11 protein-coding genes and 1 pseudogene are annotated in these 16,344 nt (G+C 69.2%); 6 read left to right on the forward strand and 6 right to left on the reverse strand.

Translation table 11 applies throughout. The features are described 5' to 3' along the window. Positions 1-220 precede the first annotated feature (220 nt). Complete coding sequence (locus tag ACIP8W_RS28230) at positions 221-2,899, forward strand: FAD/NAD(P)-binding protein (RefSeq protein ID WP_402205176.1); 2,679 nt, start codon at positions 221-223, stop codon at positions 2,897-2,899. After that, positions 2,896-3,735, forward strand: coding sequence for an arylamine N-acetyltransferase (locus tag ACIP8W_RS28235; RefSeq protein WP_402205178.1), 840 nt, complete (start codon positions 2,896-2,898; stop codon positions 3,733-3,735). The genes ACIP8W_RS28230 and ACIP8W_RS28235 overlap by 4 nt, the downstream gene beginning before the upstream one ends. 1,013 nt (positions 3,736-4,748) lie before the next feature. On the opposite strand, the gene ACIP8W_RS28240 is transcribed toward ACIP8W_RS28235, so the two are convergent. Both ACIP8W_RS28240 and ACIP8W_RS28245 read right to left on the reverse strand, forming a co-directional pair. After that, positions 4,749-6,164, reverse strand: a complete 1,416-nt coding sequence (locus ACIP8W_RS28240; protein WP_402153826.1) for a DEAD/DEAH box helicase — start codon at positions 6,162-6,164, stop codon at positions 4,749-4,751. A gap of 416 nt (positions 6,165-6,580) precedes the next feature. Further along, positions 6,581-7,411 carry a hypothetical protein gene (locus ACIP8W_RS28245; protein ID WP_402153824.1) on the reverse strand — a complete coding sequence of 277 codons (831 nt, stop codon included), beginning with the start codon at positions 7,409-7,411 and terminating at the stop codon, positions 6,581-6,583. A gap of 325 nt (positions 7,412-7,736) precedes the next feature. Between ACIP8W_RS28245 and ACIP8W_RS28250 the strand changes: the two genes are divergently transcribed. Further along, complete coding sequence (locus ACIP8W_RS28250; protein WP_402205180.1) at positions 7,737-8,705, forward strand: alpha/beta fold hydrolase; 969 nt, start codon at positions 7,737-7,739, stop codon at positions 8,703-8,705. Between the two features lie 134 nt (positions 8,706-8,839). Here ACIP8W_RS28250 and ACIP8W_RS28255 read toward each other — a convergent pair. After that, a pseudogene (locus tag ACIP8W_RS28255) lies at positions 8,840-9,079 on the reverse strand (MFS transporter); the annotation flags it as partial. 1,104 nt (positions 9,080-10,183) lie between these two features. On the opposite strand from ACIP8W_RS28255, the gene ACIP8W_RS28260 reads away from it, so the two are divergent. The 3 genes from ACIP8W_RS28260 (at position 10,184) to ACIP8W_RS28270 (ending at position 13,095) form a co-directional block, all read left to right on the forward strand. Beyond that, complete coding sequence (locus ACIP8W_RS28260) at positions 10,184-11,260, forward strand: pyridoxal phosphate-dependent aminotransferase (RefSeq protein ID WP_402205182.1); 1,077 nt, start codon at positions 10,184-10,186, stop codon at positions 11,258-11,260. Positions 11,261-11,527: 267 nt separating this feature from the next. Further along, entirely contained in the window at positions 11,528-12,019 is a 492-nt protein-coding gene (locus ACIP8W_RS28265) for a hypothetical protein (protein ID WP_401957609.1), read from the forward strand. A 497-nt stretch (positions 12,020-12,516) separates the two neighbouring features. Beyond that, positions 12,517-13,095, forward strand: coding sequence for a helix-turn-helix domain-containing protein (locus ACIP8W_RS28270; RefSeq protein ID WP_401957607.1), 579 nt, complete (start codon positions 12,517-12,519; stop codon positions 13,093-13,095). Positions 13,096-13,172: 77 nt separating this feature from the next. On the opposite strand, the gene ACIP8W_RS28275 is transcribed toward ACIP8W_RS28270, so the two are convergent. The 3 genes from ACIP8W_RS28275 to ACIP8W_RS28285 all read right to left on the reverse strand — a co-directional run bounded on the left by ACIP8W_RS28275 (position 13,173) and on the right by ACIP8W_RS28285 (position 16,298). After that, entirely contained in the window at positions 13,173-14,036 is an 864-nt protein-coding gene (locus ACIP8W_RS28275) for an IclR family transcriptional regulator (RefSeq protein WP_401957605.1), read from the reverse strand. 215 nt (positions 14,037-14,251) lie between these two features. Further along, positions 14,252-14,713, reverse strand: coding sequence for a hypothetical protein (locus ACIP8W_RS28280; RefSeq protein WP_401957604.1), 462 nt, complete (start codon positions 14,711-14,713; stop codon positions 14,252-14,254). Position 14,714: 1 nt separating this feature from the next. Then, positions 14,715-16,298, reverse strand: a complete 1,584-nt coding sequence (locus ACIP8W_RS28285; RefSeq protein ID WP_401957601.1) for a long-chain-fatty-acid--CoA ligase — start codon at positions 16,296-16,298, stop codon at positions 14,715-14,717. Positions 16,299-16,344 lie beyond the last annotated feature (46 nt).

The raw sequence follows: 16,344 nt of genomic DNA on the forward strand, positions 1-16,344 counted from the left end.
GCGGCCTCACGACGCACCGGATCGTTCCTCCTCATCGACCCCGCCGACGGCACGACGCTGACCGCGGGGATGGCGGGCGAGGCGTTCGCGGACGGTCCGAGCGAGGACCGATTGCCACCGCTGGTGACAGGCCCGGCCTGTTGAGCATCCGCAACGCGCCAACGACCCCGATCGGAGACCCGAACCCATGACGACCACTCGGCGCCCACGGAATGTCGCAGTGATAGGAGCCGGGGCCTCCGGCACGCTCACGGCGGTTCATCTGCTGGAAGGCGCGGAACACGACAGCCTTCCCCTCGACGTCTGGCTGATCGATCCCGCCGAGGCGGACAGCCGGGGACCCGCCTATGACACCGACGACCCCCGGCATCTGCTCAATGTGCCCGTAGGCCGGATGAGCGCCTTCCCCGGAGACCCCGGACACTTCGTGCACTGGCTCTCGGCTCGTGGGGACGGTCCCGTCGACCCCGGTGAGTATGTGTCGCGGTTCCGCTTCCGCGCGTATCTGTCCGACATCCTGGATTCGGTGTCCCGACGGGGTACGACAGCGCTCCTGCACAGGCTGCGGGACCGGGTGACGGGCGTGGACAGTGCGGCGGAGCCGATGGTGCTGGCCCTGCGCTCCGGCCGATCGCTCCCGGTCGACGCGGTCGTTCTCGCACTCGGGAATGTCGGCTCGGAGTGTACGTGGGCTCCGCCGTCACTGCGGGCGAGCCACCGCTTCGTCCCCGATCCGTGGCGGCCGGGCGCGCTCTCGGCCGTACCTCCGGGAGCCGATGTGCTGATCGTGGGCACCGGGCTGACGATGGTGGATGTGGCGGTCTCGCTCGGCGCGCGGGGCCGGGTCGTGCACGCGGTGTCCCGGCGTGGGATGGTGCCGAACGCGCACCGGCGGCACCCCGGGGCCGCGATCAGGAGTCCGCAACTGTCCGGTGCCGCCGGGCTGGCGGATCTCCGCCGCGCGGTGCTGCGGCACATCGCCCGAAGCCGGCGGCTGCACGGCGACTGGCGGACGGGGATGGACGGCCTCCGGTCCCTCACCTCGACTCTGTGGCAGCAGCTTCCTGTGCCGGACCGTAGCCGGTTCCTGGCAGAGGACCTCCGGCTGTGGGACGTCCACCGGCACCGGATGGCCCCCGCCACCGCCGCGGCGCTGGACGCGGCGCTGGACGCCGGGTCGGTGACCATCAGCACCGACGAGATCAGCGAAGCAGTCGCGTTACCGGACGGGTTACGGATACGGCTCGCCAGTGGCCGGAGCCTCGATGTGGGCGCCGTCGTCAACTGCGCGGGCCCGCCCGCCGCGCCGGCCGAGGCCGACGATCCGCTGCTCCAGGGGCTGCTCGGCTCCGGGACCGGTCGCCAGGACGCGGTGGGCGTCGGCCTGGACACCCGCGAGGACGGCAGGCTCTGTACATCCCGGCGGGAGGGTCTCCCCCGCATCTGGACGCTCGGCGCGCTGCGCCGGGGCACTCTGCTGGAGAGTACCGCCATCCCGGAGATCCGGCAGCAGGCCGAGGATGTCGCCCGGTCGGTGCTGTGCGCCGTCCGGAAGAAGCGCGGGACCGGCCGTCCGAAGGACCGGTACGGACTGCCCCTGACCACCAACGCGAAGGCGGCGGCCGCGTACAACGAGGCGCTCGACCGAATCCTGCGGGTGCAGAGCGGCGCCGCGCCCTTCCTACGGGAAGCGCTGGCCGCAGACCCGCGCTTCGCGGTGGGGCACGCGGCGCTGGCACTCCTCGGCCACGCCGGAGTCGGCTGTATCGACACCCCGGGCGAACTCAGGGCCGCGCAGACGGCCGCGAGCACCCACGCGGACCACCGCGAGGCCGCCTTCGTCGCCAGTGTGACCGCGCGGCTCACGGGAACCCCCGAAGCCGGCGCCGCCACACTGCTACGGTACGTCGACACCTACCCACGGGACGCCCTGGCGGTCAGTACCGCACTGCCGACCATCTCCTCGGACGGTGTGACGACCGGCAGGGAAGCCTGGGACCTGGTCGAGGGGCTGACCCGCGTCTACGGCACGGACGACTGGTGGTTTCTCGGTCAACTGGCCTTCGTACGACAGGAGCAGGAACGCTGGGAAGAGGCGGAAAGCCTGTCTGTCCGCGCACTCCGGCAGGATCCGTCTGCGGGCCATGCGGTGCACGCCCGCACCCATGTGTTCTACGAGACCGGTGCACACCAGGAGGGGCTGGTGTGGCTCGACGAGTGGCTGCGGAAGTACGGGCCGCACACCGACCAGCCGTCCCACTTCTCCTGGCACGCGGCCCTCCATGAGCTGATGCTCGACAAACCACAGGCCGTTTCCCACCGGTACGGAACGCAGTTGGCCCCGCCCCGTGTGACCGGCCCGCGGGCGCTGGTCGATTCGATGTCCCTCCTGTGGCGGTGCCGCGTAGTCGGCAGCTGGCCGGAGAGTCTCCCGGTCCGCCCGGTCACCGATGTCGCCCCCGTGGAGTGGCTGCGCCGGCCGCCGACCGCCTTCGCCGCCCTGCACGGCGCGCTGTCGCTCGCGGCCGCGTCCGAACGGGGGCTCCTGCTGGAACTCGGACGCCATGCCCACGCCCATCCCCGGGCCGTGTTCCGGGAAGTGATCGCCCCGCTGTGCGACGCGCTGACAGCGGTCGTCGAGAGCCGGTGGCTCGACGCCATCACAGTTCTGCGGCAGACCCTTCCCTACCTCGACCGGGTCGGCGGCAGCCTGGCACAGCGCGAGGTCATCGAGGAGACCCTGCTCTTCGCACTGATCGCGGGCGGCTGCTCGGACGATGCGGCGGATCTCCTCTCCCGGAGGCTGGACCGCCGCCCGGCCCGGCTGGACCAGCGCCGGTTGCACGAGGTGCGGGCCGGCTCGGTGTCCCGGGCAGCGGCGCGGAAGGACCGGTCGTGACCGAACCGGGGTGGGGATCAGAGGAGCTGGATCTGCCCGCCTATCTGGCGCGGATCGGATTCGAAGAACCGGTGGATCCGGACCATCCGACCCTTGAAGTGCTTCAGGAAATCCACCGCCTACACGTTTCCATCATTCCGTTCGAGAACATCGATATTCTTCTCGGCCGACCTGTGCACCTCGATATCGGCCGGTTGCAGAGAAAGCTGGTGCACCAACGGCGCGGCGGGTACTGCTTCGAGCAGAATTTACTGTTCGCGGCGGCGCTGGAGAAACTCGGCTACTCCTTCACGGGTCTGGCGGCCCGGGTACGCATGGGAACCGGGAACCGGTTCCGCGCCAGGACTCATATGCTGCTGCGCGTCGAAGTGGCGGGGGAATCCTGGGTCGCGGACGTCGGGTTCGGCAGCGAAGGGCTCCTGAACGCGGTGCCGCTGCGAGCCGGGGCCGAACCATACCGGGCGCACGGAGGCCGCACGTATCGTCTGAAGAGCGAAGAGCTCGGGGTACGGGTGTTGCAGTCGCTACGTCCGGAGGGCTGGAGCGATCTGTACGCCTTCACCCATGAGCCGTACTGGCCGACGGATTACAAGGTAATCAGCCACTACACCTCCACCCACCGGGATTCCCCTTTCACCGGCCGGATCGTCCTCCAGCGGACCACCCATGACCGGCGTTACGCCCTGGTAGGAAGGGAACTGACCACCGGTTATCCGGACGGCACGGCCGAGCGCGGAGAAATCCCAGTCGCGGAGATCCCGAAAATCCTTTCCGAGATTTTCCTGATTGAACTGTCGGACACGGAAAAGAAATCACTTCTGTCCCTGCTGGACTGAATATTCCCCCGGCTCCGGAAAGAGTGCCTGCCAGGAATTCTCCCCGTCACTCTTTCCCGGGCTACTGCTCAGGAAGCAGGGCGAAGAGCGGGCCGGGCTCGCACCTCGTTCGTCGATAGTAGAAGCCCCGCCCGGACTTCCGGCCCGGCAGGCCGCCCTCCGCCATCCTTCGCAGGGGGATTCACCACGAAGCCGGTACGGTCCTGGGAGTTGATGATCTCCTTGCGAGCGTGGCTGTGTCGTCATCGTAGTCGCGGGGGACGTGCAGCAGCGAGTTGTTGGAGGGAGACGCCGGTGAACAGCGCGGCGGCGATGGTCGCGGCAGGCGGGGGGTGTGCGGTCGAGCGCAGCGTCCAGGGCCGTCACCACGCCCCGCTCGACCCGGGCTCGCGGCCCGTGTTCTCCCAAGTACGGAACCACGGCATGAACTATCCAAGAGTCCGGGTCCAGAACATCAAAGATCACCGTCTGAAGCGTTAAAGGTTCCAGGGGGCCGAGTACGTGCCTGCCTGCGGCTTCGGGCAGTCAATGGTCTCACCGGGGTCATCGGTTATCCCTTGTTTTCCGATAGCCGGGTCTGAGCGCGTGGCGGACAAGCGGCCGTACCGGAATTCGACACCCGACTCGTACGACCGATCGGTGAACTCGACTCCGCGAACACCGAACCGACCGTACTCAAACGGGACATGACCATAAGCCAGGACGACACGATACGGATGTTGCTGGAGCGGTCTCGCGCAATACCCAGCGCCCCCCGGCGCAACATCTACCGCAACCTGACGCGGTGCCGTACTCCTGAACAGCCGAGGGCATCCGGGCGTCCCTCATACGGCTCGGGCTGCTCCTCGGGCGCGGGCCGGCTGCCGCAACTCGGCACACACCGACGGCACCGAGGGGACGCTCTTCCCGCACGGGTGCCATGTCAGGCGTACGGACAAGCGCAGCAGGGCCATGCTGTCACGGGTCCGGGGCATGGCGAGCGCCTCGTCCCGCTCCGCCAGGTCAGTCCGGTGTCAGCGACCCTTGCGCACCCGGGCCGCGGCACGGGCTTCCGCGGTCTTGCGGGACTCGGCGGCTTTGCGGGACTCCTTCGCGGGGCGGCCTGGGCGGGTGCCGAGGCCACGGAAGGGGGTGCTGCCGTTGGTCTTCGTCCCGGCCGACGGGCGTTTCGCCCCGGTGATCGTGGTCAGTTTCTCCTCGCCCGAGCGCACTTGTGTGACCGTTGGCCGGATCCCGGCGTCGGACATCATCCGGTTCACATCGCGCCGCTGGTTGGGGGTGACCAGGGTGACCACGCTCCCGGACTCCCCGGCGCGCGCTGTGCGCCCGCCTCGGTGCAGGTAGTCCTTGGCGTCGGCCGGCGGGTCGACGTTGACGACGAGGTCGAGCGCGTCGATGTGAATGCCCCGCGCCGCGACATTGGTGGCCACCAGCACGGTGATCTCACCGTCCTTGAACTGGCCGAGCGTGTGCGTGCGCTGGGGCTGCGACTTCCCGCTGTGCAAGGCTGCCGCCCGTACGCCGCTGGCCCGCAGGTGACGGGTGAACTGGTCCACACCGGCCTTGGTGTCCAGGAACATCAGCACCCGGCCGTCCCGCGCGGCGATTTCGGTCGCGATCGCGTACTTGTCGGCGGTGTGGACGTTCAGCACGTGGTGTTCCATCGTGGTGACCGAGCCTGCCACCCGGTCGACGGATGCGAGAACCGGGTCGTGCAGGTAGCTCCGCACCAGGTGGTCGACGCCACGGTCGAGCGTGGCCGAAAACAGCAGCCGCTGCCCGTCGGCGCGGACCTGGTCCAGGATGTCCGAGACCTGCGGCAGGAAGCCCAGGTCACACATCTGGTCCGCCTCGTCCAGCACCGTGATCCGCACCTGATTCAGGTGGCAGTCACGGCGCGAGACCAGGTCGGCCAGCCGCCCCGGCGTGGCGATGACCACGTCGGCGCCGGTCCGCAGCAGCGCCGACTGCCGATTGATCGACAGCCCACCGACCACCGTCGCCAGTCGCACATTCAGCGTCCGCGCGTACGGCGCCAGCGCGTCACTCACCTGCTGAGCGAGTTCCCGGGTCGGCACCAGGACCAGTGCGAGCGGCCGCTTCGACTCCGCTCGCAGACCTGCCGTCCGCACGAGCAGCGCGAGCCCGAAAGCCAGCGTCTTGCCGGAGCCGGTCCGCGCGCGGCCGAGGACATCACGGCCGGCCAGCGCGTCGGGCAGAGTCGCCGCCTGAATCGGGAAAGGCTCCGTCACCCCGAGGCCGATCATCGTCTTCATCAGATCCGGCGGCAGCCCGAGTGTGTCGAAGGACGCGGCCGACGGCAGGTCCGGGGAGACCGTCCGCGGCGTCGCGAGTCCACCCTGCGGCCCTGTCGCCCGCCGGGGCTTACCAGCAGAGGAGAGCCCAGATGCCGACGGCTTCACGTTCACGAAGAACCTTCCTGATCTGACACCCGGAACGCGCCGGGCCCGTACCCCTTGGTACGGGCCCGGCGGTGTCGAAACGTGCCCCCATTTTACCAGCGGGCGCACGGATGCCCGCCGGGCCGGGCGGCCCTGGGCACCGGCTGCCTCATGCACAGCAGACGCGTACCTGGGGAGCGACTGGCCGCGGTGGCTGTAGTCGATTCGCAGTGACCATCGTCCGACCAGCCTTCCCGCCACCACCGGCGCGGGGCCGCGGACTGCCGCGGGCCCGGTTGCGAGGGGTGCGGAAGTGCCTGCCGTGCTCAATCCCACGCGAAGGTCCCGCCGGGGGCGGGTCGGGCGAGTGCCTTCGCAGTAGCGTGCGTTTCGCGTTGCCAGGGCCAGGGACGCCGAAGAGCGGCGGCCCGAGGGCGACGCCGTCAGCGTACGTCGACGTAGTCCGCCGTACTGACGGCGGTGCCGGTCGTGGTGTTGCCGTAGTACACCCAGCGGTAGGAACCGTCGGTGGAGGCCGTGACGGTGGATTTGAGCGCACCGGTGCCGCTGGTGGTGGCCTTCTTGACCGTCTTGAACGAGTCCGAGCCCTTGGCGCGGAACTGGAGACTGACCGTACGGTCACCGTAGGCGCCGTACTTCTTCGTGCTCCAGTTCGCCCGGGTCAGCTTGCCCGTCACGGTGATCTTCTTTCCCTTGGTGACCGGCTCCGGCGTGACATCGGCAGCGGTGACCTTGGCGGCGCGTTTGAGCTGGACGGTCTGGGACCTCGTCTCGTGCTCCCCCGCCTTGAGGTTGCCATTGGCCTTGAACAAGCGGAGCGACACGGCGACCTTCCACGTGGTGGCGTCGCTGTTGGAGTCGACGTGCTCCTGGCTCGGGTGCGGGTCGATGTAGAGGTTGCCCTCGCAGCGAGCACGCCTGGAGTCGATCTCGTAGCAGGTGTAGCTGCCCGGCGAGATGAAGTTCTCTCCGGTGTCGGCCGCCCTCTTCAGACTGCCGTGGTAGAGGAAGGGATACCCGTCGTAGCTGAAGGGGTCGGCTGTGCTGTACCCGGACGGCAGAGCGACGTTGAAGGCGAGGGGCGGCTCCACCTCCTTCGACGTACCGGCCACGATCGGCTTGCCGTTGTTGATGACGATGTCCGACACGGTGATACCGGTGTCCGCCGCCTGGGCCGCCGGAGCGTTGAGGGCCGAGAGACCCAACGCCCCCACGAGTACGGCCGCCGCGACGGTTCGTCCGCCTGTCTTCATTCACACCTTTTCAGAGGAGCCGATACGGAAGGCGACAGGCTACCAATGACGTGGCCATGCCCCCTCCGCGATTCCCAGGATCATCAATCGCAGGTTCGGCCACCGGACCATTCCCACACAACTACAACCGCAGGCCAACCCGGTCGCGGACAGTGCCTGTCCTGCCCAAGTCGGCTCCGGCTCACCCCGGACACCCAAGGTGATCGGTCCTCGCGGTACGTAGCACTGGACAGTACGCCCGTACGCCCGGAGGACAATCCGACTCTGGCCGGAGATCCGAAGGGCTACCGGGAGCAAGAAGATCACGGCCCGTACGCTCATCCACATGGTTGAGCATCGAATGGTTGACGTGAACGGCGTTCGGCTGCATATCGCCGAGCAAGGCGACGGCCCCCTGGTCGTGCTCCTGCACGGCTTCCCCGAGTCATGGCACTCCTGGCGCCACCAGTTCGGACCACTGGCCGACGCGGGCTTCCGTGTGGTCGCCCCCGACCAGCGCGGATACGGGCGCAGCGACCATCCCGAGGCAGTCGACGCGTACACCATCCTTCACCTGGTCGGTGATGTCGTCGGGCTGATCCAGGCCCTGGGTGAGGAGAAGGCGTACGTCGTCGGGCACGACTGGGGCGCGCCGGTGGCCTGGCACACCGCACTGCTGCGGCCGGACATGGTGCTGGGGGTGGCCGGGCTGAGTGTGCCGCCTCCCTTCCGGGGGACACGGGCTCCGCTGGCGGCGATGGACAAGCGATTCGGGGGCCGTTTCTACTGGAACTACTTCAACCGGCCCGGTGTCGCCGACGCCGAGTTCGCCAGGGACACCCGCACCGCCCTCCGTAAGTTCCTCTACTCCGCCTCCGGTTCCGCTCCGCACACCGGCCCGCGCAGGCAGCCGCTGGTCGAACCCGGGCAGGGCTGGCTCTCCACCATGCCGGACCCCGAGGTGCTGCCCGAGTGGCTCACCGAGGACGACCTCGACGCACTCGCCGAGAGTTTCGCCAAGGGCTTCACCGGGGCCCTCAACTGGTACCGCAACCTCGACCGCAACTGGGAACTGACCGCCCCTTGGCACAACGCCACCGTCACCCGGCCCGCCCTGTACATCTACGGCGACCGCGACATCGTCCCCGCCTTCCCCGGCACACCCGAACTCATCGAAAACCTCCCCACCCTCATGCCCAACCTGTGGCGCAAGCCCCTCAAACTGACCGGCTGCGGACACTGGACCCAGCAAGAACGCCCGGACGAGGTGAACACAGCACTCATCGAATTCCTCAGGCATGTCGGCGCCGCCTGAATCGGCGTTACTTCCACAGGCCGGTGACCCGAGGAGGACGGCTCGCTGACGTACGTACCGGAAGGCGAGCCGCCCTCACGCAAGGGCGTGACGCAGCGGGGCATGTGCGCCTCACATTGTGGCCTTCGGCCGCGTGCCCCGGCGGACGAGAGAGCGGAGGAGATGCCGTCCACATCGGTCGGCAGTCCGTCCACCGGTGCCTCGGCGAGCCGGGATGCCAGGGTGGCGTTGGCGACCGCGCCGTAGAGAGCCGCTCCGGCGGTCATACCGAGCTGGCGGCAGAAGAGGACCGACGAGGTGGTGGTGGCGCGCTCCGCCCATCCGACCGACGACTGTACGCCTACCAACAGAGGGAGTTGACACAGACCGAGAGCAGTTCTCCGCGCCGGAGGTGACCAGTTCGACCGCCCGGCGCTCGATCCACACGGTCGCCACGACGCACAACGCTCCCTCGCCGAAGAGCGAGAGCGCGGCGGACCTCGCGCGGGCCGGGCCGGTGACAGCCAGGGAGATCCATACGTCGACGCCGCCGTCACACAGGACGGCCAACGATAGAGCGTGAGCAGGGACCACATCTCCTGCTCGACGCCGGCCTGGTCGCCCGAGCGCGGTTGCGCCCGTTCATGATCGTGTGGCGGAGTGCGTAGTACGCCGATTCGTGTTCCCACCGCTGGTGATGGAGACCCACCAGCGCGGTGGCAGGGTAGCGGCGGGCGTCGGTCAAGGTCGTGACCAGTCGGTAGAACCCGGTGAAGGACGTGCCGTCCTCGCAGGTCACGGCGATCTGTGCGTCGATGACCCGTACTCTCACGGTGCCCCCAGATGCCCGGGAGCGAACCGGCCCGCGGCCACGGTGACCGTACGGGTGATAGTCGTCAGCGCAGAGGGCAGGACACAATGACGGGGCAACGGAGCTCCTTCGGGACAAGCTGTCCTGGTCGGCTGCCTGTACCAACGAGCTCCGTTGCGCTACGTCGGGAATCGTTCAACTCGCTTGCGTGACCTGCGAAAACGTTAACTACCCGGCCTTGGGCAAGGCCCCGCCCTTGCCCGTCCATGCTCCGCCTCCTCCGTGCCGCTCTGCGGCACGGAGGGATGACATGTAAATGTCCAAGGTCATCTCCTGGTAACAGCCCGGAAGTAGTTCTCCGTCCAAGGGTGGTAGGAGATCTGATGCGGTACGAGATTTTTGCCTGCCCTCGCGTGCTGGACGAGGGCGGCAGCCGGTTCATCGGCTCGCGAAGCCCGTCCTGGAGAAACCTCGGGACGGATCGACCGAAGACCGCGGCATGCCGTCGACGGTCTCAGTACCGCCCGACCACACCTCCAAAAGAAACACACAGCACCGACCCGATCCATCCATTCCATAACATGCCCTACGACACACCGCTGGTCACCCTGGAGCAGCACCAGGCCGCCTTACGCGCGGTCGTGGAACCCGCCGCAACACTGGTGGCCCCGCGTGAGGAGAGCCGCTGATGTACACCAGAACGCCGACCGCTCATCCTGTCAGCGATGACGCTCCCCCCGCCCCGCTCCTGCTGCACCGGAGCGAGAACCCCTGGGGCGCGAGCCCCAGGGCGGTCGAAGCGGCACACGCCGAACTGCTGCGCGTCAACCGCTACCCCGACCCGCAGCACACCGCGCTCATCGACGCCCTCTCCACCCACTACCGCGTCACCACCGACCGGATCGCCGTCGGCAACGGAGTGGACGAGGTCATCCTGATGCTCGCCCTCGCCCTGCGCGCCACCGGCCGCGCGGTGGTCAACGAGGCCACCTACCAGGGCTACCCCAAGAGCCTGGAGGCAGCGGGCCTGCGCGTCGTGCACATCCCCCTCGACCACCACCGCGTGAACCCCGCCGCGCTGATGGCGGAGATGGACAAGGGCGCGGCTCTCGTCTTCGTGTGCAATCCGCACAATCCCACCGGGTCGCTCCTGGACGGCGGTGCGGTGCGGAGTCTGTCGGAGGCGGCGCGTGCCACCGGGTCGCATGTCGTCTTCGACGAGGCGTACGCGGAGTTCGCCGACGCTTCCTTCACCTCGGCGCTGCCGTGGGCGCGGGAGGGGGGGTGTGTCAGTGTGCTGCGGACGTTCTCCAAGGCGTACGGTCTGGCCTCCTTGCGCGTGGGTGCGCTGATCGGCGATCCCGACGTCGTCTCCCGTATCGGGACCGTGCAGGACGCCATGCCGTTCCACGTGAACCGGCTCGCGCAGGCGGCCGCCTGCGCGGCCCTGGAGGACCAGGCGTTCCTGGAACAGACCAGGGTCTACACCGCCACCGCCCGCACGGCCTTGTGCCGTGGCCTGGACCGGCTCGGCATCACGTACCTGCCCTCCCAGACCAACTTCGTCACCGCGCACCTGCCCGAAACCGCACCCGAGGTCACCCGGCAACTGCTCACCGACCACGTCCACGTACGGGACGCCACGGACATGGGAATGCCCGGCTGGATACGGATCTCCGTCGGCACCCCCACCGACGTCCTCACCCTCATACGCCGACTCGAAGCCGTCCTCACCCCCACCACCGGCCAGGCGACGCCCCGATAACCACAACCACCGCTCACAACGCCGACGCCCCGTTCGGCATGCGTCATGGGAGAACAAGGGTTACGGCTCCATACTCGCCCAGGCCGACATGCTGGCGTACGGACGCCATGCGGCTGCGGGACGGGGCGGACATCACACGGGCCGGCCAGCGTGTGTCATTCGGCTCGCACAGCGGCGCCCGGGCAAGCGGTTCATCGGCATCGATCTCGACGCGGGCGCCGCCCAGGTGGCGAGAAGACCGTCGCCGGCACCGGGCTCGCCTGGCGAGTGAAGTTCGTCCACGGTGACATCTCCCTTGAGCAGGGCTTCTTCCTCGACCACGTCCTGTGGCCGAGGAAGAAGCGTGTGACCTCGTTGCACCGGCTGCGCGCCGCGTTCCCCGACGTGCGCCGGGTCCTGCTCAGCGACACCTACCGCTCCGGGCTCGGCAAGGATGCCACCGCGCCGGTCTTCCCGCTCGGATTCGAGTGCGCATATACCCTGATGGACCGCCCTCCCCTCAAGGGTGGGAAGGGGGCATCGCGTGTTCTCCTCGACATCCCCTACAACTGCGATCTTCCACCTGACACCGGATGTCTGACACCGGATGTCGCTGTCGCACGGGAAGGCGCGACGGTCCTCCTCGGTGACGACGCCCCTCTGGGCGTGGGAGAAGGGCCGGGCCGTACTGGAGGAACTCATCTCCGCGCCGACACCGACTACGCGGTCTCGACCGGGTTCGGCACTCTGGCGACTCGGGGCGCTCGGCTGCTGCGGTGAACTGGCGTGGAGGGCACGCCGGCCCAGGGCGCTTCGGCCCCATACACCGTCGAGCACGCCGCCTCGGTGGCCGACCCCGAGATGGCGGCGGCCGGCTGCATGATCGCCCAGTGCACCCGGGCTGCCACCGTCTCCGAACTCATCGGCTCCTGGACCGGCAGACAGCGCGGGGCTCGTCGCGGCCATCGGCCACGCCTGACCCGTACGCGTCCCCGTCCGGCACTACGACACAACGGGAGGGACGTCCTGAACGGCTACGGCACCGGTCGTCATCGGGCTCGGCCACCGCCTCCCCACTCGCGCGGCGCGGGCGGCGGGTACGGGGCGGACCGCGTCGCAGCCGAGGGATGTTCAGAAGGCGTTCCGGCCGCCGGGCAGCACGCGCGGTGCGGTCGGTCGGCGCGTCACAACGATGCGGGAGGCTCGCCGGAGCCCACTGACCCGCTCCGTGCGAGAGTGGTTCCGTGTCTTCAGGTAATGCGGTGGTGGCGCGCAACGTGCGCCTTCTCAGAGAGCAACGTGGCCTGTCACTGGCCGAGTTGGCCCGTCAGTCGGGGCTGGCGAAACAGACGCTGTCGAAACTGGAGCAGGGGACCGGCAATCCCACCGTGGACACGCTGTTCTCCATCGCGGCTGCGCTCGGGGTGCCGGTCACCAGGCTGATGGCCGAGCGGGAACAGGTGATGACCGTGCAGCGGGCCGACGAGGTGGTCTGGAAGCAGCGCGAGGGATACCAGTCACGGGCGCTCGACCATGTGTACAGCTCCGGTGTCATCGAGAACTGTCTGGTGCGCGTCGGCCGTGATCCACGTGGCGCGGGCCGGCCGTCCGAGCCGCACCCGGCGGGCACACTGGAACACCTGTACGTGATCAGTGGCCGGGTGCGGGTGGGGCCCGCCGACAGTCCGGTGGAACTGTCGGCAGGTGACTTCGTACGCTACCCCGGCGACCGGCCGCATGTGTACGAGTCGTTGGACGGGGAGAGTGTGGTGCACATCGTGGTGAGTGTGCCGCGTGTCCAGCCCGGTACCGGTGGCACGAACATCGCGCGCGCTCCTGCGAACAGGCGGCGCTGAGTTACGCCCGGTCCACCGGATCCGGCGGGCCGGGCGCCGTCCGGCACGGACCGCCCGCCCCGCCAATGGCTCGCACGCTACGCGAAGTCGGCCACGGGCAGCCCGTCGAGTCCGGACGGCGCCGTGTGCTGCGCCTTGGCCGCGGCGACCGCCCGTGCCGCCGCGTACGCCACGCGGCGCAGGGCCGGGGCGAAGCGGGAGGCGTCGAAGCGATGGCTGGCACCCGCGACGGAGAGCGCCGCCACCGGCCGTCCCCCCGGCCCCATGACCGGCACGGCGACACAGGCGAGGCCGAGGGCGGCCTCCTGACGGTCGTAGGCGATCCCCTCCTCGCGGATGTGCCGCAGTTCCGCGCGGAAGCGGTCGGGGTCGGTGAGGGTGTACTCGGTACGCGCCGGCAGCCCCTCCGCGATAGCCGCCTCGGCGGCGTCGTGGTCGAACGCGAGCAGCGCCTTGCCGACCCCCGTGCTGTACGCGGGCAGCCGGGCGCCGATCCTGGAGGGAGAGCGGGCTGCCCGGTGGCCGCGGATCTTGTCGATATACACAATCTTGGTGCCGCGCAGCAGTGCCAGGTGCACCGTCTCGTGCGTCAGTACGTACAGATCCGCGAGATGGGGCAGTAACCGCTCCTGGAGCAGCGCGGAGTTCGGGCCGTAGACGTGGTTGCCGATGTCGAAGAGCTGGACGCCCAGTCGGTAGTTGCTGCCCACCCGTTCGACGAGCTCGTTGCGTTGCAGGATGCCGAGCAGGCGGAAGGCCGTCGACTTGGTGAGCCGGGCTCGGCGGGCCAGTTCGCTGACGCCGATGTCCCGGTCCTCCTCGGCGAGCGATTTGAGGAGCACCAGCGCCTTGTCGACCGCGGTCCGCCGGTCTGGGGTGGCGCTCCCCCCACAGGGGGGCGGAGGATCGGCGTGCTCGGAGAAAAAGGCGGCAACGGGCATGTGGGGGCTCCCGAAAAAGACGCGCAGACGACCATTGGAGTAGACGTTCGTCCAACGTAGATGACCATTACGGGGTTGTAAACGGTCACCTGCGCCAACGGTTCGGGCGTCCTTCGGCCATTCCCGGTCCCTGTCCGGGCAGGGCCGGGTCACGGTCGCCGGCTCTGCCCGGGCCGGAGACCCTGATCCCCGGGGTGGGGCTCGTCCGCGGCCGCTCAAGCTCCCGGAACGCGGTCCAGGTCGATGTCGGTGCTGGTCGCCCAGTCCGGCTCGGCGACCAGCAGGCTGATCTCCGTCTGCCCGAGGTCGATATCGACGACGTAGCGGAAACCGGCGGACTCCGCGGCCTCGACCGTGCTCGGCCGCCCCACCGGCACGGCGTGGACGATCCGACGGCAGTCGGGGTCCGCGCGCTGTACGGCGGCCACCAGGGCACGCAGCAGGCCGGGCAGGACGGCGACGGGACACGCGTCGTCGACGCGTACCTCCACGTCGCGCGCGCCGACCGGATAGCCGTCGCGCAGCCGTCCCGCGGCGCAGCGCTCCAGCCGTACGTCCACGGTGACCCCGTCGCCCCGTACGAGAAGGTCGGCCGAGTAGCGCCGGTGGGACTCCCGGACCGTCTCCCAGGCCGGATCCAGGGGCAGCCGCGTGAACACCGCGGGCACGGTGATCATGTCAGCTCTCCTCGCTCGCCAGACATCGTATGACGGTCTTGTTCAGTTTCCCGGAGGCGTTCCTCGGCACCGCCGGAACGAGCTTGAGCCGCCTGGGGAGCTTGTAGCGGGCCAGGTGGCCGGCCGCGTACTCGCGTACGTCCTCCAGGCTGATCGCCGTGTCCTCGGCGACGGTGACCACCGCCGCGACGGACTCGCCCCACTGGTCGTCGGCGACCCCCACCACGGCGACATCCACAACGCCCGGCATGGCGGCCAGGACACGTTCCACCTCGGCCGGGTAGACGTTCTCACCACCGCTGATGATCATGTCCTTGAGCCGGTCGACGATGAACAGGTAACCGTCCTCGTCGAGATAGCCGATGTCCCCGGAGTGGAACCAGCCCTCCCCGTCGAAGGCGGCGGCCGTGGCCTGCTGGTTGTTCCAGTATCCGGCGGTGACGTTGGGGCCGCGTACCACGATCTCACCGGACTCCCCCGGCTTCAGGGGCTCGTTGGTGACGGCGTCGACGACACGTACCTCGGTGTAGGGCATGGCGATGCCCGCCGATCCGAGCTTGTCCAGGGTGCGCTCGGCCGGCAGGTGGGTGGCGAAGGGCGCGGTCTCGGTCAGGCCCCACGCCTGCTGCAGAACCACGTCGTGCCGGGCGTAGAGTTCGACCAGGGACGGCGGCACGGGTGCGCCCGCGACCACGATCGTCCGCAGTTGGCCGAGGTCCTGGCCGAGGAATCCCGGGACGCGGGCCAGCGCGGCGAACATCTGCGGTACGCCGAACATCGAGTTGACCCGGTGGGTGACCAGGTCGTCGAGACACCCCTGCGGGTCGAAGGTCCGGCGGACGACGACGGTGCCACCGCGGACGAGGGTGCGCAGGACGAAGCTGTTGAGGGCGCCGATGTGGAAGAGCGGTGCGGCGGCGTACGTCACGTCGCCGCGGCGGGTGTCCAGCCGCATCTCGACGTTCACGGAGTTCCACCAGGCGTTGCCGTGGGTCAGGATGACTCCCTTGGGCGTCCCTGTCGTGCCCGAGGTGAACATCAGGATCGCCGGGTCGTCGGCGTACTTCGGTGTGAGGGCCGGACTCGGCAGCGCGGCCGCCATCAGGGGCGCCCAGGGCTCCCAGCCCTCGGCCTCCGCGGCCGGTATCTCCGGGTCGTCATCGATCAGGAGGAAACGGGTCAACTCCGTTGCCCCGCGCACTGCCTCGACGCCGGAGCGGTGGCCCTCCTCGCAGACGACCACCTCGGCGCCGCTGTCCGCCAGGACGCGTTCGAGTTCGGGGTGGGCGAGACGGAAGTTGACCGGGACGAACACGGCGCCGAGCCGGAACGCGGCCAGCATCGTCACCAGGAACGCCGGGCTGTTGAGACCGAGATAGGCGACCCTGTCGCCGTCGGTGACCCCGCCCGCCGCGAGCACACTCGCCAGGCGGGCGGACTTGTCGTCGAGTTGGGCGTACGTGAGATCACCACCCGCATAGCGGATCACCACGCTGTCGCCCTGGTGGCAGGCGTTGCGCGCCACCGCGGCGGCAGGGCTGAGGTCGACCCTCAGGCCGGAGTTGTGTGGGTGTGGTCTCGTCACGGTCGGCTCCTCGTCGAGCGTCGTCGTCGGTCGTCAGGGTGGGTCG

Source organism: Streptomyces sp. NPDC088554 (genome assembly GCF_044752945.1).
In the GTDB taxonomy this organism is placed as follows: domain Bacteria; phylum Actinomycetota; class Actinomycetes; order Streptomycetales; family Streptomycetaceae; genus Streptomyces.